Annotated in this window: 13 protein-coding genes; 7 read left to right on the top strand and 6 right to left on the bottom strand. The window is 64.3% G+C overall.

Features of this window, described 5'->3' with window-relative positions:
- The first annotated feature begins 36 nt into the window (after window positions 1-36).
- A complete protein-coding gene (locus tag B9A23_RS04835; RefSeq protein WP_084277709.1) occupies window positions 37-2,199 on the top strand; it encodes a catalase in 2,163 nt (720 codons plus the stop codon).
- Window positions 2,200-2,209: 10 nt separating this feature from the next.
- Window positions 2,210-2,821, top strand: a complete 612-nt coding sequence (locus B9A23_RS04830) for a hemerythrin domain-containing protein (RefSeq protein ID WP_217806583.1) — start codon at window positions 2,210-2,212, stop codon at window positions 2,819-2,821.
- 51 nt (window positions 2,822-2,872) lie between these two features.
- Here B9A23_RS04830 and B9A23_RS04825 read toward each other — a convergent pair whose 3' ends face one another.
- Window positions 2,873-4,699, bottom strand: a complete 1,827-nt coding sequence (locus B9A23_RS04825; RefSeq protein ID WP_084277707.1) for a methyl-accepting chemotaxis protein — start codon at window positions 4,697-4,699, stop codon at window positions 2,873-2,875.
- A 78-nt stretch (window positions 4,700-4,777) separates the two neighbouring features.
- A complete protein-coding gene (locus B9A23_RS04820) occupies window positions 4,778-7,306 on the bottom strand; it encodes a TonB-dependent receptor domain-containing protein (RefSeq protein WP_084277913.1) in 2,529 nt (842 codons plus the stop codon).
- A 215-nt stretch (window positions 7,307-7,521) separates the two neighbouring features.
- On the opposite strand from B9A23_RS04820, the gene B9A23_RS04815 reads away from it, so the two are divergent.
- A complete protein-coding gene (locus B9A23_RS04815; protein WP_084277706.1) occupies window positions 7,522-8,646 on the top strand; it encodes a DUF2332 family protein in 1,125 nt (374 codons plus the stop codon).
- Between the two features lie 4 nt (window positions 8,647-8,650).
- On the opposite strand, the gene B9A23_RS04810 is transcribed toward B9A23_RS04815, so the two are convergent.
- From B9A23_RS04810 to B9A23_RS04795, 4 genes are all read right to left on the bottom strand, one after another.
- Window positions 8,651-9,754 carry an NAD(P)-dependent alcohol dehydrogenase gene (locus tag B9A23_RS04810; RefSeq protein WP_084277705.1) on the bottom strand — a complete coding sequence of 368 codons (1,104 nt, stop codon included), beginning with the start codon at window positions 9,752-9,754 and terminating at the stop codon, window positions 8,651-8,653.
- 68 nt (window positions 9,755-9,822) lie between these two features.
- Entirely contained in the window at window positions 9,823-12,465 is a 2,643-nt protein-coding gene (locus tag B9A23_RS04805; RefSeq protein WP_084277704.1) for a TonB-dependent receptor, read from the bottom strand.
- 94 nt (window positions 12,466-12,559) lie between these two features.
- The gene (locus B9A23_RS04800; protein WP_084277703.1) at window positions 12,560-13,489 is read right to left on the bottom strand and encodes an AraC-like ligand-binding domain-containing protein; all 930 of its coding nucleotides are present in this window, start codon (window positions 13,487-13,489) and stop codon (window positions 12,560-12,562) included.
- Between the two features lie 40 nt (window positions 13,490-13,529).
- Window positions 13,530-14,726 (bottom strand): FAD-binding domain-containing protein, encoded by a 1,197-nt coding sequence (locus tag B9A23_RS04795; protein WP_084277702.1) that lies wholly within the window; start codon window positions 14,724-14,726, stop codon window positions 13,530-13,532.
- An 87-nt stretch (window positions 14,727-14,813) separates the two neighbouring features.
- Between B9A23_RS04795 and B9A23_RS04790 the strand changes: the two genes are divergently transcribed.
- The 4 genes from B9A23_RS04790 to B9A23_RS04775 all read left to right on the top strand — a co-directional run bounded on the left by B9A23_RS04790 (window position 14,814) and on the right by B9A23_RS04775 (window position 18,114).
- The gene (locus tag B9A23_RS04790) at window positions 14,814-15,284 is read left to right on the top strand and encodes a DUF3429 domain-containing protein (protein WP_254894993.1); all 471 of its coding nucleotides are present in this window, start codon (window positions 14,814-14,816) and stop codon (window positions 15,282-15,284) included.
- Between the two features lie 118 nt (window positions 15,285-15,402).
- Window positions 15,403-15,735: a c-type cytochrome gene (locus B9A23_RS04785; protein WP_084277701.1), complete on the top strand. Its 333-nt coding sequence runs from the start codon at window positions 15,403-15,405 to the stop codon at window positions 15,733-15,735.
- A complete protein-coding gene (locus B9A23_RS04780) occupies window positions 15,732-17,360 on the top strand; it encodes an FAD-binding oxidoreductase (RefSeq protein WP_084277700.1) in 1,629 nt (542 codons plus the stop codon). Before B9A23_RS04785 ends, B9A23_RS04780 begins: the two co-directional genes overlap by 4 nt.
- 1 nt (window position 17,361) lies before the next feature.
- Window positions 17,362-18,114: an SDR family NAD(P)-dependent oxidoreductase gene (locus B9A23_RS04775; protein ID WP_084277699.1), complete on the top strand. Its 753-nt coding sequence runs from the start codon at window positions 17,362-17,364 to the stop codon at window positions 18,112-18,114.
- The last annotated feature ends 12 nt before the right edge of the window (window positions 18,115-18,126 follow it).

Genomic DNA, 18,126 nt, shown 5'->3' with positions numbered 1-18,126 from the left:
TTGCGCGCGCGACGCGCCCAACGAAAAGGATTTCCCATGGCCAAAACCGGCAAAAAAGCTTCCGACGCGCAGCATTCGCCCGCCCTCGACAATGGCTTGTCAGACCATCAGCCTGGCGCAGGCAAGGCGCCCTACGCAACCGAGACCGGCAATGCCGGCGAAACGCATCAGGACGCGAAGGACGGAGCGCCTGCCTCTGCCTACCTGACCGACAATTTCGGCCATCGCCTGTCCGACAACCAGAACAGTCTCAAGGCCGGCACCCGCGGACCGACGTTGCTCGAAGACTTCATTCTGCGCGAGAAGATCTTCCACTTCGACCACGAACGTATCCCTGAACGCATCGTCCACGCCCGTGGATCGGGCGCACATGGCGTGTTCGAGGTGACCAAGGCCATTCCCGAACTGACCAAGGCCGGGCTGTTCCAGGAAGCGGGCAAGACCTGTCCGGTCTTCGTGCGCTTCTCGACCGTGGCAGGTGGCGCCGGATCGGTTGACACCCCGCGCGACGTGCGCGGCTTCGCAGTGAAGATGTATACCGACGAAGGCAACTGGGACCTTGTCGGCAACAATATCCCGGTATTCTTCATCCAGGATGCGCTGAAGTTTCCCGATCTGGTTCATTCGGTGAAGATGGAAGCCGACCGCGGCTATCCGCAGGCAGCCAGCGCTCACGATACCTTCTGGGATTTCGTCGGCCTGATGCCCGAAACCATGCACATGATGATGTGGGCGATGAGCGACCGCGCCATCCCGCGCACCCTGCGCATGATGGAAGGTTTCGGCGTCCACACCTTCCGCTTCGTCAATGCGGCGGGCGAGGGCAAGTTCGTCAAGTTCCACTGGAAGCCAGTGCTGGGCATGGAATCGCTGATCTGGGATGAGGCGGTAAAGATTGCCGGTGCCGATCCCGATTTCCACCGTCGTGACCTGTTCGAAAGCATCGATGCTGGCAGCTTCCCGGCGTGGGACCTGGGCGTGCAGGTGTTCGACGAGGACTTCGCCGCCGCGCAGCCGTATGACGTGCTCGATGCGACCAAGCTGGTCCCCGAAGAGGACGTGCCGGTGCAGATCATCGGACGCATGACGCTCAACCGCAATGTCGACAACTTCTTTGCGGAAACCGAGCAGGCAGCGTTCCTGCCGACCAACGTGGTGCCGGGCATCGATTTCTCGAACGACCCGCTGCTGCAGGGACGGCTGTTCTCATACCTCGATACGCAGAAGTCGCGCCTTGGCACGACCAACTTCCACCAGATCCCGATAAACGCGCCCAAGTGCCCGTTCCACAACATGCAGCGCGATGGGCTGATGCAGACGCTGGTGCCGACCGGCCGCGCGAACTACGAGCCCAACTCTCTTGATGAAGCAGGCGAGGACAGCGGCCCGCGCGCTGCGCCGGAAACGGGCTTCACCTCGTTCCGCGAGAACGGCGAGCGCAACGATCCCACCGAGAAGGTACGGGTTCGTGCCGAACTCTTCGCCGATCACTACAGCCAGGCAGCCCTGTTCTACCACTCGCAGACTGAGAACGAGCAGGCGCACATCGCCTCGGCGCTCGTGTTCGAACTGTCCAAGGTCTCGCTCGAACACGTCCGCGCCCGCGTCCTGTCGCGCCTGCGCAACGTTGACGAGACACTTGCGGCCCGCGTGGCCGATGGTCTGGCCATGGACCTGCCTGAAAAGGCGCCTGCCGCACGTGAGCCGGTGGACATGAAGCCATCGGATGCGCTGTCGATCCAGAAGCAGAGCAAGATGACGTTCGAAGGCCGCAAGGTCGGCATCCTCTTTGCCGAAGGGTCGGACAAGGCAACGATCGACAAGCTCAAGGCAGGCGTCGAAGCAGAAGGTGGCTCGGTGTTCCTGGTTGCTCCCAAGGTCGGCGGGATCCCCGTCAAGGGCGGCACGCTCAAGGCAGACGGCAAACTCGATGGATCGCCTTCGGTGATGTTTGATGCAGTCGCATCGGTGCTGATGCCCGCCGAGGCCGAAAAGCTCAGCAAGCAGGGCGCTGCGGTGCAGTGGTTCATGGATGCCTATGGCCATTGCAAGACCATCGCCCACTGCAACGGCACCAAGGTGATCCTTGAGAAGGCCGGCGTCGAGCCCGATGAAGGCGTGGTGCCGAATGAAAAGCTGCTAGAAGTGGGGCCGGTGCGCCACTTCGAGCGTGAACCCAAGATCCGCGATCTCGCCTGAGGAGTCGATGATGGCAACGAAAGCTGCAACCAAGACCAAGCCGGCCGAAGCGAAGGCCAAGGCCGTAGCCAAGGCAAAGGCCATTGCCCCGGATGTGCCGGCGCATATCGGCCAGACCCCCGTGACCGACTTGCGCGGCTTGCCGGACATCTTCGGCCGGCTGGTGGAGGACCACGATCGTCACCGCGCGCTGCTGGCCATGCTGGAGGCGACCGGCGGCAAGGGCGATGACGCCACTGCGCTGTTCGAAGAGCTGGTGCACGAACTGAAAGGCCACGCCGCTGCCGAGGAACAGGCGCTGTGGTCAACCGTGCTGCGCAACCCGAAGACGACCGAGTTCGCACGCCACGCCGTGGCCGAGCACAAGGACATCGACAAGATGCTCGACGATCTTGCTGCCCGCGACATGGGCAGCAAGAAGTGGCTGGAACGCTTTGCCGCGCTGAAGGAAGAATACCTCCATCATATCCGCGAGGAAGAGCAGGAGCAGTTCGTCGAAAGCGAAAAGATCCTGACCGCTGCTGACCGCAAGCACATGCTGGCGGTGTTCGAACGGCGCAAGAAAGCCGAGAAGGCCGCGGCTGAAGTAAAGCCGAAGCTGAAGATCAACGATATCGCCTGAACTGAAAAAAGCCCGGTGCCATATGACACCGGGCTTTTTTATCAGGAGTTGTCAGAACTCGGACCAGTCGTTGTCGAGCGCCAGGTTTCCGCTGGCGCGCGGGACTGGCGGCAAAGGCGCTGCCGATCGTACCGGCGCTGGCGCTGAAACCGGCGCGCGCGGTGCGAGGGGTGCCACAGTCGGGCGATGTTCGCGCCCGATGCGGAAACTGGCAAAGGCGCTTGAAAGCTGACCAGCCTCCTGCGTCAGGTTCTTGGTAGCAGCGTTGGTTTCCTCGACCATGGCTGCGTTCTGCTGGGTCATCTGGTCCATCGCCCCGATCGCACCGTTGATCTTGCGCAGGGCAACGCTCTGTTCTCCGGCGGTCTCGGCAATCGTTGAGATCGACGTGGTCACCGTGCTTACGCGGCTGATGATCGTTTCGAGCGCGCAGCCGGTTTCGTTGACCAGCGACACGCCCGAGCGAACGTGGCTCGTCACCGCCTCGACCCTCTGCTTGATCGCATTGGCCGCCTCGGTCGCGCGCTGTGCCAATGCGCGCACTTCCGATGCGACAACGGCGAAGCCCTTGCCCGCCTCGCCAGCGCGCGCGGCTTCAACACCAGCGTTGAGCGCAAGCAGGTTGGTCTGGAAGGCAATGCCATCAATCATCGTGGTGATTTCGGAAATCTCGACGCTGGCGCGTTCGACATTGTCCATCGCCTCGATCGCCTTGCCGACAATATTGCCGCCATTCTCGGCCTCTCCGCGCGCCTCGACCATCGACCCGCTCACTTCTGCGGCGATCTTGGCATAGTCCTCGATCTGCGTGGTCAGGTGTTCCATCGCGCTCGACGATGCCTGCAGGCTGGCCGCCTGCTGTTCGCTGCGGCTGGCAAGATCGGTCGTCGCCTGCTGGATCTCCGACGAGGTGAGGTTGATCGCCACGATGCTGTCCTGGACCAGACCCATCGCCTGGCACAGTCGCTCCATCGCCTCGTTGAAGTCGTCCGCCACGGCCTGGAATGCCGGAGGCACGCCGGTGATACGCACCGACAGGTCCGCCTGCGCAACGGATGACAGGCGCTCGCCGATCTGTGCCATCGCGCGCTCGCGTTCGGCGATTGCGCGGCTGCGATCGAGCGCTGCATCGCGGAACACCATCACCGCGCGGGCCATGTCTCCCAGTTCGTCGGCGCGCGTGGTGCCGGGGATGGGGGCATCGTTCTGGCCATCGGCCAGCGCAGTCATCGTTTCCGTCAGGTCACTGATCGGCTGGGCGATGGAGCGCGACAGGCGGCGCGACAGCACCAGTGCCAGCCCGATCAGCATGGCGCCGCCGATGGCGAGGCTGATCCAGGCATAGAGGATGGCGCTCTCCTGCCATCCGGTCTCGTCGGCGATTTCCTTGCTCTTGGCATCCTTGATGGCACGCAGGGGCAGGACCGCGTCGCTGACCAGCACGGCCTTCCCGGCAGCGCGGACAGCCTCTTGCGCTGCATCGCGCTGGCCCGACTTCACCACGGCGATGTATTTGTCGCCCCACGCCTCGCGCCACTTGGCGGTTTCGGCGCGCGACGTCCGCACCTTGTCCTGCAGGCTCGCGTCGGTCAGCCGACCTTCAAGTTCAGCCGATGTCTTGTCGTAATCGTCACGCCCTTCGTAATACGACTTGAGATAACTCTCGTCGGCCGTGACGAGAAAGCCGCGGAACTGGCTGTTCTGACGCAACAGCGCGGTTTCGAGCGCAAGCGTATCGGCCAGCACCGCCTGGCTCTCGGTGTTGCGCGCCGTCACTCTGGAAACCATCGCGAGGCTGATTCCGAAGACGATCATCATCAGCGCCGCAGTCACGTTGAGCGCGACGAAGGAGAGACCAAGGCGGCGGGGGATGTTCATGCGGTCCAAGACTGTGTTTCCCTAAGGTATCAGGCGCTGGTTACGGCCCGCCCGATTAAGGGCGGGCCGCCGGGGGTATCAGAAGGAAAAGCGGAGCGAGCCGGTGAGCGTGCGGCCATTCATGACCTGCGCATTGGTCAGCCCGCCCGTCGGGATCACCGCCGAGGCGATCTGGACCACGGCCAGCTTGTTGAACACGTTGAAGGCGTTGAGCGAAAGCTGCACGCGATCCACCGGCCGCATCTGCAGGAACGGGCTGACGATCACGTAGCCTGGCTGCTCGAGGATGTTGGTGTCCTGCGCAAAGCTGCTGGCCGTGCCATTCACCACCGCGCCAAAGGTCACCGCGTCAAATTCGACCTGCGGACGGGCCTGGAACGAGAACTTGGGGATGTGACGCGGGCGGTTGCCTTCGAGTGCGGGCGACGTGCGGTCCTTGTCGATCTTGGCGTCCGTCCACGTCGCGCCAAGCGCCAGCGCGAAAGGCCCTTCGCGCACTTCGCTTTCGAACTCGATGCCCTTGGCGCTGTAGGTGCGGTTGATCGGGATGACCACGACCTGGCCTGAATTGTCGGCGCCGATCTGGTAATTGCGCTCGCTGGTCGAAGCCCAGAAGCCGGTGACGTAGGCGGTGATGCCACCTTCGCGGAACTTCACGCCGCCTTCGGCCTGCTTGACCGGGCTGAACGCGGTCGAAGGATCGGCCAGCTTGCCGGTGAGGGGATTGAGCGAGCCTGCGCCGAGGATGCGTTCGGCATTGGCGCGGCCGCCGCGGCTGTAGCGCGCGAACACAGAAAGCGGCTGGGCGATGCGGTAGTTCACGCCGGCCGAGTACGACAGGTAGTCATAGTCGTAGTCGACGTTCGCGGCCTGGCCCAGCGGCAGGATCGCCACCTTGGTTTCCGCCACCGAGATCGCACCATTGCCGTTCATGTCGACCACGGCTGAGCCATTGCCCCGGAGCGACGAGGACAGGATGCTGCCCGAGACGCGGCCCTTGTCCCAGCGCAGGCTGCCGCCGATGGCCAGCTTGCCGATCTGGTAGTTGAGCGAGCCGTAAGGTGCGAGGATGCGGTACGTCAGGTCGTAATGGGTATGATACGATGCCAGGGGCACGCCGAAGCCGAAGCCATAGGCATATACGCCCGCATCGCTCTGCGGCACGCCGCCGAGGCTCGTCAGGTTCAGCGGATTGTTTTGCCCGTTGCCCGCAAGATCGTTCAGGGTGTTGGCGAAGTTCCAATACATGTCGACCGACTGCGAGGCCGCATAGAGGCCTGCCGTCGTGGTCAGCTTGCCGCCGCCGGTTTCCCAGACGCGGCTGGCGCGCAGGTCGTTGGTGACATTGTCGATCTGGTTGAGCTGGGCATTGATCTTGATCGAGATCGCCGCCAGTGCGGCGGGGCTGAACGGCTTGCCCGCATCGGGTCCGCCGGCATAGGAGAACGAACCACCCGGGCTGCCCAGAACCGCGCCGAGGATGGCGGCCGGGGCCGTGACCATGGGGATCGTCTCGTTGTATTCGCCGCTCACATCGGCGTAGCGGAAGCGGTTGCTGATGGTGAAGCCGCCGACGTCGAACTGCGCTTCCAGGCCGACCGACTTGTTGATCCCGCGAATGCCCACGCGGCCGTCCAGGGTCGTCCGGTTGTTGTTCTGGTCGAGCGCGATATAGCTTGCGGTCAAGGGCGATTCATAAACGTCGCCGCGCACGCTGTTGCCCGGCAGATCGTTGATCTTCACGGCATCGTTCGTGCCTGTCAGCTGGACCGGATAGAGCGAGTAGTTCGGCTGGCGATCGTCGAGATACTTGCCGTAGAAGCGGACATAGCCGCTTGCGAACTGCTTGGTGACGTTAAGCTTAACCTGGCCGCCGCGGAAGCCGTCGTAACCGATGTCGCGCGGGCCTTCGCCCTGGCGGTAGAAGCCACCGACGTGGAAGCGCCAGCCGTCGCCTAGCGGCGCACCATACGTGAAGTCGAGCCGCTTGAGATCATAGCCGAGCCCGCTGGAAAGCTGCACTGCGCCGCCTTCGGTCTCACCGGTCCGGGAGATGAAGTTGACGACGCCGCCGGGCGAATTCGAGGCAAACGTCGAGGCCGAGCCGCCCCGGATCGCCTGAACCTGCGACAGCGAAAGGTCGGCGCGGATGAACTGGTCGGCAGACGAGAAGTGCAGGTCACCGAACTCCAGAACCGGCAGGCCGTCTTCCTGCAGTTGCAGGAACTTCGAACCATCGGCCGAAAGCGGCAGGCCGCGCACCGTGATCGAGGAGAAACCGTCGATGTCCGATGTCTCGGCGCGGATGCCGGGGATGTTCTGCATGATCCCGGCAACCGAGCTGACAGACAGCTTGGGCAGGTCTGCCTCGTCGATCACGCTGGCCGAAATTGCCGTGTCCAGAAGGTCGCGGCCCTTGGCAACGCCCGTGCTGAAGGCCTTGCCTGCGGGCTTGGCCGAGGCCGGAGCAGGTGCCGATTGGGCGGCAGCAGACGATTCAGGGCCAGCTTCGCGATCGGCGGCTTCTTCGGCAAAGGCGGGGCTTGCAAGGCCGAAGCCGAGAACCGTGGTGGCGAGCAACTGCCAGTTACGCATCGTATTCCTCATGTGGTTAATCTTGTTCATCGCAGTTAGCGGAGAGCGGATTAATCCACGGCGAGGAGGCGGTTACGTAATGTTACGCCTCAAAATCCTCGGTACTGTGGCGTCTTCGGGACGAGATAGGGGAAAACCGAAAGTACGTGTTTCCGGCTTCTTGGGGATGTTCGCCTAGGGCTGATGCTTGTTCGGGCGCATTGCCAATTTCCTGAAAGAACAGACCCTTGCCTATCGCTGCCCTTGCCGAGCCCGCTTGCCTGCCGGCTCCTGTCAAAGGCCGCGCGGCGGCCCAGCTCGCCATCGAAGCGGCCAAGGCGCGCAGCTTTGGCAAGGTCTTCGTTGCGGCTGTTCTGGAAAGCGTGGCGCGGGTCCTGCCGCAAGCTCCGCTCCTTGCCCATGCCATCGAAACCTGGCCCGGAGACCTTGCCAGCGCGGGCGTGATCTTCAGGCTTGGCGCGGGTCTTCACGCCATGGCGCGTTCGGGCCGCCATCCCGGCCTTGCGGCGATCTATCGCGATGCCCGCGCCGATGCAGCGGATGCAGCGCCGGAGCCTTTGCTGCTCGATATCACGCTGTCTCTGGCGCTTCATGATGGAGAGGCCGATCTCCTGCAATGGATGAGCGGTCCGACCCAGACCAACGAAGTGGCGCGCGTTGCAGCGCTTGCTGCGGTGCTGATGGAACTCGATGCCCGCGCGCCGATGCGGACGAGCCTGCTTGAACTGGGATCAAGCGCAGGATTGAACCTCAATCTCGAACACTACGACATTCACATGGGTGCGCAGCGAGCGGGCGATTGTTCCAGCGAAGTCTGCATTGCGCCCCGCTGGAGCGGACATGCGCCGCTGCCCGGGCGGACGCGCATCGCAGGCGCGCGCGGCGTCGATCTCAATCCGCTCGACGTGCGGCGCGAAGCTGATGGTGAACGGCTCCACGCCTATATCTGGCCGGGCGAGCGCGCCCGCTCGGAACGCCTGCGTGCCGCCCTTGTGTTGGCCCGGTTCCACCCGCCGCAGGTGGACAGGGGCCGCGCCGGGGAATGGCTGGGGCAGCAGCTTGCCCTGCCGCAGCCGCAAGGCGAACGGCGCGTCGTGTTCCATTCGATGGTCGCGCAATATCTGCCTGAAACCGAACGCCGCATGATCGATCTTGCCCTGGCCCAGGCAGGTCGCGTGGCCACGCCCTCGACGCCGCTCGTGCGCGTCGGCCTCGAATGGAATGCCGACCGCACCGCCGTGGAAGTGACGCTTACGCAATGGCATGGACAGGCGGGAGCCGGGCGCCCGCAGGTAGTGGCCCAATGCCACCCCTATGCCGAATGGTTCGACTGGGCGGGGCTTTCCGGCTGAACCTTCAGAACCGCACGATCGGTTTCACCACCTTGCCGCTCTCGCCGGCAGCGACCGCATCGGCGATCTCCTCGAACGCAAAATACTGGACCAGCCGGTCGAAGGGGAACCGGCCTTCGCGGTGGAAGGCGATCAGCTGCGGGATGAATTGCTGCGGATCGGCACTGCCTTCCACCACGCCCCGGATCACGCGCCCCGCGCTCATCAAATGCGTGGTATCGGCGCAGACTTCGGTGCCGGGGGCATAGGCGCCCACCAGCGCCATCTCGCCGCGCGGCGCAAGTGCAAGGATCGCAGCGTTGACCAGCGACGCGATGCCGGTGGTGTCGATGACGTAGTCGAAGCCCGCCGGACACCCCGCTTCCGATGCCAAAGCGGTGAAGTCGCCACCACTGCGCAATGCATGAGTTGCGCCAAGCGCGATGGCAAGGTCGAGCCTTGCCGGGTTGATGTCGATCGCGGCAATCGTTGTGGCACCGGCAATGCCCGCCGCCATCACGGCAGAAAGGCCGACCGCCCCGACGCCGATCACCGCCACGCTCGATCCTGCGCGAACGCGGCAGGCGTTGAGCACCGCGCCCGCTCCCGTCTGGATGCCACAGCCCAGCGGACCCAGCAGTTCGAGCGGCAGGTCCTTGTCCACCTTGACCGTATTGCGCCGGTTCACGACAGCGTGCGTCGCGAAGGAAGACTGGCCAAAGACATGGCTGTGAACCGGTGCGCCCGCCGCGTCCGTCAGTGCAGTCGAGCCATCGGAGCGGGCGCCGAAGAAGTTGAGCGGCACCCACGAATGGCAATAGGCCGGTGAACTCTCGGCGCAGCTCGGGCAATGGTTGCATGACATGAAGCTGAGGACGACGTGGTCACCCACCGCAAGGTCGGTCACGTCGCTGCCGAGTGCGCGGACGATGCCCGAACCTTCATGGCCAAGCACCACAGGCAGCGGCACCGGCAAATGCCCATCGCGCATGACCATGTCGGTATGGCAGATGCCGACGCCGCGCATCTCGATGAGCACCTCGTCGGCGCGCGGCTCTTCCAGCTTCACAGGTTCGATCGCGGGCGCAGCGCCAACGGTGCGCAGCACGGCGGCCTTGGCAGTGGTCATGGTGGGTTTCCTGTAAATGGCAAAGGCGATGGTGGCAGAGCCCCGCCGCGTGGCGGGGCTCCGGACGATCAGAACCTGAAACCGACGCGGGCGTACCATTCGCGGGGCCGGTTGTAGCTGCCGAAATAGACCCCGGCCGCATCGTTCGCGCCTGCCGAGACCAGATAGCGTTCGTCGGTCAGGTTGGTGCCGCCAAGGGTCAGGTCCCACTTGCCGCCGGGTTCACGGTAGGTGATGCTCGCGTTGACGATATCGATCGGCTGGCGCCGCAGCGGCAGGTAGCGCGCCACATCGTTCCACACCGCGCTCTTGTGCGTCCAATCGGCCAGCATCACCAGCGATCCGCCATTGCCAAGGCCAAGTTCGTAGCGCGGGGCGACGTTGGTCGACCATTTCGCCGTCTTGGGCAATTGCCCGCCTACCACGGCCCCTTCGCGCAGGCCCGGAATCGCCCCCGCCACGTCAGGCCGTGAAACGCTGGCCGAAAGCGCGGTGAAGTAGGCGTCGAGATAGCCGACCGAGGCGTTGATCGTCAGGCCCTTGACCGGGGCGACGATGGCCTCGAGCTCGACGCCCTTGATGCGCGCGGTACCTGCGTTGTCGATGGTGGGTGATGTACCGACCTGCTGGTTGAGCTGGACGTTCTTGTAGTTGGTGGTGAAGGCCGCGACATTCACCTGCAGGCGGCGGTCGAGCCAGGTGGACTTGACGCCCACTTCATAGGTCTCGGCGATTTCCTCGTCGAAATCGGGCGCGACGTTACCTTGCGGATTGGTCAGGCGCGTTGTCCAGCCGCCGGTCTTGTAGCCTTCAGAATAGCTGCCGTAGACCATGACGTCGTCACTCGGGTGCAATTGCACGCCGATCTTGGGCGCAAAGTTCGAGAAGGTCTTGCGGTTCACGCCCGGCGCATAGACGCGCACCGGATTGCTCGGATCGGGGAAGGACAGCGCGGCAAAGCAGGGCGGGCCGCCCGCCGCCTGTGGCGGAGCCAGCGGGAAGTCGCCGAACGGGAAGATCGTGCCGGCGGCATTGGCGCAACCGAACAGCTTGTAGTTGCCGCCATTGAGGTCCTGCTGTCCGCCTTCGAACAGCTTGGTCTCCTTGGTGTACCGGCCGCCCAGCGTGATGCCGATCCAGTCATTCACGCGCAAATCGACCTGGCCGAAGAAAGCGTAGTTCTTGGTGTCGAATTCGTTCGGGCCGTCAACCTGCAGCAGGCCTTCATCGAAAGTCACGTAATCGTGAAGGTCGCCGTCTTCCTTGAAGTAGTATCCGCCAAGAACGAAGTTGAGCTTGCCATCGAGCAGGTTGTTGCCCAGCAACTGCACTTCCTGGCTGAACTGCTGCTGGTTCTGGCTGAACGTAAGTTCGAGCATCGAAAGCGGCGAGCCGTCGAGGTCGGTGCCGGCCTTCCAGTTGGTCTTGCGGTAGCTGGTGATGGACCGCACCATCAGGCCGTCGGCAAGGTCGTATTCGAGATTGCCGGCAAAGCCCCAGGCGCGCAGCTTGTTGAGCGTCGGACCGGTAGCGTAGGTCTTGTCAGGATCGCCGGTGATGAAGCGGCCGTCCCACGGCAGCCGGTCGTTGGCGGGGTTGGCATCGGTGTTCACGCCGGCCAGTGAGCCGAGCAGCCGGCCAGGATTGACGCTGGTGCCGCGCGCACCGCAGATTGCGCTGGCCCCGCGGGCGGCAATCTCGGCCTGCGTCGACCCGATGCAGAAGTTGTAGAGCCCCGCGAACAGGAAGCCACCCGCCGGATTTATTGGATTGATGCCTGTGCCGGGCAGCGGATTGGTTGGCGCAAACGGCCCCGGCGGGAAGGACACGCCCAGCAACGAGTTGTTCTGCCCCGAGGAATCCTGATTGGTATAGTCACCCGAAAGCGTCACGCGGAACGCACCGCCATCGTCCCAGCGCAGCTTGCCGCGCAGGCTCATGTTGTTGTCGGCGCTCTGGCGGCTGGAGGTTGAATAGTCGGCGTTGTTGAATGACGTGAAGGCATCGGAATTGGCAATGGCGCGCATTTCCGCCGCCGTGCCCTGATAGGGGATGCGCTTCTGGAAGCCGCTGCGGCTGGTGACCGCGCCGGTCAGCGAGGCGGCAAGGCCCTCGGCCAGCGGCAGGTCGATCGTGGCGCGGGCGCGCAGCAGGTCGAAGCTGCCGGTGGTCAGATCGCCCGAGAGGCGGAACTCGTAGCCGGGGTTGTGCGTGACGATGGAAATCGCGCCGCCGATGGTGTTGCGCCCGAATAGCGTGCCCTGCGGTCCCTTCAGCACCTCGATCCGCTCGACATCGGGAAGGTCCTGGTTGGCGCCAACGGTGCGCGCCAGGAACACGCCGTCGAGGTAGATACCCACGCCCGGATCGATGTTGAACGCAAAGTCGTCGGAGCCGATGCCGCGGATCGTTGCAGAAAGCACCGCAGACGAGCCTGAGAACGGCGTGCCGCCATCAAGGTTCACATTGGGCGCAATGCCGCTCAGGGCCGAAATGTCGGCCACCGCGCGCTCCTTCAGCGCAGTGCCGCCGAAGGCCGAGATGGCGATCGGCACATCCTGCACATTTTCAACCCGCTTCTGGGCGGTAACGACGATCTCCTCGATGCCGCCGGCAGCATCGGCCTGTGCGGCCTCTTGCGCGAAAGCGGGAACGGCGAGAATGGATGCAGCAAGCGCAACGACGCTAGCCGAAGTAAATCGAGCCTTCATGCAGAACCTCCCATGTTTATGGGGAAGGTCTAGCTCACGTGGCGGGGCGCGCCTGTCTGCACGCGCAGCATTTGGGACGAGCGCGCAAGGCGCCTCAGTTCATGCGCCGATATTGCGTAGGCGTCATGCCGAAGTGCTGCTGGAAACGCCGGGCAAAATGCGCCGAATCAGCAAAGCCGCATTCCAGCGCGATCATCGTCACGCTGGCCAGCGGCACGCTCACCAGTCGCTTGGCCGCGCACTGCAGGCGGCGGCGCATGATAAGGGCACCCAGCGTCGTGCCGGCCGCGGCGGCCGTGGCTTGAAGCGTGCGCAAGGGCACGCCAAGTTCTGCCGCCAGCGTCGACGGACCCAGCGTTGCATCGCCGATGCGGTCGAGTATCACTGATTCGGCGCGCTTCAGGAGGGCACCGGCTGAAGCCTCGGTACATTCGCGGCTCCCTTCGATGCAGGACGCAATGATGTCGCCGAGAATGCCGGCGTGCATCTGCCAATGCGCGGGCGGGAGAGTCTCGGGCGCTTCCTGCCACAGCGAGGACATGTAGCGATGGGCAAGGCGCGTCGAGGCAAGCTCGCCCGAGATCCGCCGCGCGACGAAGTCGTCGATGCCCGGAACGCGGTCGGCAAGCGTGCGCCGGTCAAATTCGACCACCATCATCTCGTGCGTGGTGCGGGTATCGAAGCGGTAGAATTCTTCTGCTGCGCAAAGCACCATGTCGCCCTCTACAAGATCGACACTTCGCCCGCGCTGTTCCAGCCGCGCCTGTCCGCGCGTCAGGAGATGCGCCACCATCAACTGCTCTGTCCCTCGCGTTGACCTGTCGGCATGACGGGAAATCACCGCAGCCCGTGAATAGGGCCGCACCATGCGCAGCGCGCCCATCTGCCAGACGGTCAACCGTGCGTCGAAGCGGTCGCGCGGGGCATCGACCACCATGCCCTGATAAGTCGATGCGATAAGATCGTTCCAGTAATCCAGCCGCTCCACTGGTGCGAGATCGCGCGTGCTGATGACTTCGATCATGCTCCGTTCCGCCTGAGTTCAGGTCTCTCCAGTGGGAATGTTACATGGTATAGCAATCCTTGCCAAGACTTTCCCCGGTCCGATTGGGTGCAGTCTTCACCAAAAGATCGAGACTGCGCAGCAGGCCTGGAATTTGCGACTTGAGGTTGAAGAAGCCCTTGCCGCAATGTGGCCAGCACTGCCTGTCCCAATCGCGCTGATGCTCGACCAGTCTCACGCCGCGTTCGCCAAGCCTCTTGCGCAGGGCAGCCAGCTCGCTCGCCACCGGTCCGGCGGGGGCAAGGCCGGTGACGATCTGCTTGCAGTCATGGCGCAGGGCCAGCGCGACGATGTCGCCCGCTGCGGCCGGACATTGCCAGTGCCCCGATGCCCGCGCGGCAGCATCGCCCAGAGCGGTGCGATCCCAGCCATTGCGCGCCATGCCATCGGCCACGGCCACGGCTCGAACGTCAAGCTGGGGCAGTACGGTCTCGAGCGAGCAGTCCTCGGGCGTGATCAGAACCATTGTGGGCTGACTGGGGTCGATCTCCTGCGTCGCCGGCAGGGGTGTCCGGCCGGGCATGGGTGAGGCCTCGGGCACAGCAGCGCTTTCGGCCAGTCCTGCCGGACGGAACCGCCCGCCTGTCATCGCAGCGATGCGGTCGGCATCGGCGAGGTATGTCTTGCCCGCGGTATGCAACCCGGCCACCCAGCGCCAGCTCAGCGTGTTGGAGGCAGGATCGGCATCGATCAGGCGATCCAGGAACCATTGTGCGCCAAGCTGCCACGGCAGACCCAGCGTGAAGATCCAGATCGAGGCAACCTGCATCCGCGCCCAGTTGTGCAGGTATCCGGTCTCGGTCAGTTCGCGTGCCCAGTGGTCGAAGGCATCGATGCCGGTGCGTCCATCCATCGCGGCATGAACCTGCGGGGTAACCGGCAGGCTCTCGCATTCGGCCAGGTAGCTGGTCCACAGTTGAGGGCGCTGTTCCAGCCAGCCTTTCCAATAGGTCCGCCAGAACACTTCGGCGACGAACTTCTCGCATTTATCGAAGCGATGTGCGGCAAGGACGGTGCGCACCACCTCGTCCTCGCCGATCAGACGGCGGCGCAGCGTTGCAGATAGGCGCGAGACGTTGCGGTGATCGCCTTGCGGGTCCACCAGATTGCGCCGCGCGGCATAGGCGCCGGCGGCCTTGGGCACGAACCGTTCGAGGCGCTCCAGCGCTGCGGCACGGGTGAGGGGAAACCTGTCCATGGCTCTGGCTAGCGTTGACGCGCGCCGGTCTCGACGTGGCAACAGGTCCGTGTTGCGGTAGCCTTGGCGAGCGGCCAGACGGAAGCGATGCTGAAGGACTCCGCCCACATGAAGCTCGCCTCGCTGCCCCCTGCCGTGACCTTGCTTGGCCTGGCCGGCTGGCTCCCGCAGGCGCTGTGCATCTGGGCCGTGCTGGACAAGGGCGCCTATCAATGGACGGCGCGGGCAGCGGGCTGCTTCTATGCCGCGCTGATCCTGTCGTTCCTGGGCGGTCTGTGGTGGATGGCAGGCCTGCTTGGCGGCGTTCGCAAATCGGGGCTCTATGTCGTCTCGGTGCTGCCAAGCCTTGCTGCGTGGGCAGCGCTGTTGCCGTGGAGCGAGGGCTGGCATTGGCCGGGGCCTTCTCTGGTGGCGCTCGGTCTACTCCTGCTGGCCAGTCCGCTTGTCGATCACAAGCTGGCGGGCGAGGTCATTCTGCCCGAAGGCTGGTTGCGCCTGCGGGTTTGGATGGCCAGTGGCCTCGGCGTGCTGACGCTCGTGCTTGCGGCAGTGGGGTGACCGTTCGCGCGCACGTTTCGCTTGGTGGAACGCGCGATGACACCGTCGATGGCGAGCCGCGCTGAGCCGCGATAACCCTTTTCCGGAAGCGGAGATCACGCCGCACCGGAGGGGACATATGCCGGACAATACCACCGCCTTTGCCATTGCAGGGGCAGCGCTGCTTGCGCTCGCCGCGCCAGCGCTGGCTGGGCAGAAGCTGGGCGAGGCGCAACCGATCCGCCCGCCTGAAACCATCTACGCCAAGACTTGCGGCTACTGCCATGGCCGCAATGTCGGCCCGATTATCCTCGGGCGCGGCCTGCCTGCCGAGAGCGTCAAGTATATCGTCCGCCATGGCCAGAACGGCATGCCCGCCTTCCGCCCGACCGAGGTGAAGCCGGAAGAGTTGGAAGCCCTCGCAGCGTGGATAGAGAATAGCCAGCCGCGCAAGGAGGAGCACGGACAATGAGCAGCATCGACCTCGACCGCCGCGGCCTGCTCGGCGCAGGGATAATCGGCGCGGCCAGCCTTGGCCTTGGCACCGGTGCCAGCGCGAAGAACCCCGCCCCGCTCGCCCCGCGTATGTCGAAAGCCGACTTTGCCGGTGCCATGAAGGCCTTCCGCGCCGTCGTCGGCAACGAATGGGTGTTCGGCGACGAGGAGGCGGTCGCGCCCTACACCAAGGTCTACGTGCCTGACCCTGCGCACCGCCATGTTCCCGTCGGCGCGGTCTGCCCCGAGACGGTGGAGCAGGTGCAGGAAATCGTCCGCATCGCCAACACCTACAAGCAGCCGTTGTGGACGGTCTCGACCGGCAAGAACATGGGCTACGGCATGACTGCGCCGGCAACGCCCGGGCAGGTGGTGCTCGATCTCAAGCGGATGAACCGCATCCTCGAAGTCGACGCCGATCTCGGCACCTGTCTGCTGGAACCGGGCGTCACCTACCAGCAGCTCAAGGACTATCTGGTAGAGAACAACATCCCGCTGTGGATCGACGTGCCCACGGTCGGCCCGATCGCCTCCGCGGTCGGCAACACGCTGGATCGCGGGGTGGGCTACACGCCCTATGGCGAACACTTCATGTTCCAGTGCGGCATGGAAGTGGTGCTGGCCGATGGACAGGTCATGCGCACCGGCATGGGCTCGATCAAGGGCAGCACTGCGTGGCAGGCGTTCAAGTGGGGCTACGGCCCTTACATCGACGGCCTGTTCACCCAGTCGAATTTCGGCGTCGTCACCAAGATGGGCCTGTGGCTGATGCCCAAGCCCCCGGTCTACAAGCCGTTCATGGTGCGCCACGCTGAAATGGCCGACGTTCCGCGCATCATCGAGGCGATGCGCCCCTTACGCGTCTCGAACCTCTTCGCCAACTGCAACCTGATGATGAGTGCGTCCTACCAGCTCGCCATGTTCAAGCGCCGCAACGAGATCGTGCCCGATGGCATGCCGCTGGATGAGGCCTCGATCAAGAAGGTGGCCAAGGCCAACGGTCTCGGCATGTGGAACACGTACTTCGCGCTTTACGGCACCGAACAGACGGTGGCGGGGGTCGAGCCGATCATCCGCGCAAGCCTGACGGCGAGCGGCGGCGAAGTTCTGACCGCTGCCGAAATGGGCGACAATCCCTGGTTCCACCATCACGCCACGCTTATGGAAGGCGGCCTCAATCTCGATGAGATCGGCCTGCTGCGCTGGCGCGGGGCGGGCGGGGGACTTGCCTGGTTCGCACCGGTTGCCGCCGCGCGCGGCGTCGAGGCCGAGCGCCAGACCGCATTGGCGAGGGAAATCGTCGAGAAGCATGGCTTCGATTACACGGCTGCCTATGCCATCGGCTGGCGCGACCTGCACCACATCATCGCGCTCCTGTTCGACAAATCCGATGCCGAACAGGAGAGGAAGGCCGACGCCTGCTACCGCGAACTGGTCACGCGGTTCGGGGCGCAAGGCTGGGCAAGCTATCGCACCGGCGTAAACTCCATGGACCTCGTTGCGCAGCAATACGGTGCGGTAAACCGCGAATTCAACGCGAAAATCAAACACGCGCTTGACCCCAACGGCATTCTCGCCCCCGGCAAATCAGGGATCATCTGACATGATGCGTTTCGAAGGAAAGGCCGTCCTCGTGACCGGCGCTGCCACCGGCATAGGCCGCGCAACCGCTCTCGCTTTCGCGCGCGAAGGCGCAGCCGTCATGATCGGCGATGTCGATGCCCGCGCTGCAGAGACGGTCGAGCTGATCGTGGGTGAGGGCGGACGCGCAGCATTCCGCCAGACCGACGTGCGCAAGGCCGCCGATCTCGATGCGCTCGTCGCCGAATGCCTTGAACGTTTCGGGCGGATGGACGCGGCATTCAACAACGCCGGTGTCCTCCCCCCGCAGCGCCCGATCCATGAAGTGACCGAGCAGGAGCTCGACCTTGCCATCGATGTCGATTTCAAGGGCGTCTTCTTTGCCATGCAGGCGGAGATACGCCACTTCCTCAGCGTCGGCGGGGGCGCAATCGTCAACACTGCCAGCGTCGGTGCGTTGATCGCAGACCCGAACATGAGCGCCTACTGCGCGATGAAGCACGCCGTTTCGGGCCTCACCAAGGCAGCGGCGGTGGAATATGCGCAGATGGGCATCAGCGTGAATGCCATCGCGCCCGGCTTCGTCGTCACCCCGATGACGCAGCACTGGGCCGACAGCAACGAGTTCACGCAGATGTTCTTTGCCCAGAACATTTCGGGCCGCGCGGCCCGGCCAGAGGAGATCGCCCCCACCGTGCTGCACCTGTGTTCCGACGGGGCGAGCTTCATCAACGGCGCCACTTTCACCATCGACGGCGGCCAGACCGCACATTGATTCATGCGTACC

This window comes from Novosphingobium sp. B1, from assembly GCF_900176395.1.
Classification (GTDB): domain Bacteria; phylum Pseudomonadota; class Alphaproteobacteria; order Sphingomonadales; family Sphingomonadaceae; genus Novosphingobium.
Note: the sequence above shows the minus strand (reverse complement) of the source record. Positions and strands in the feature narration are given on the sequence as shown.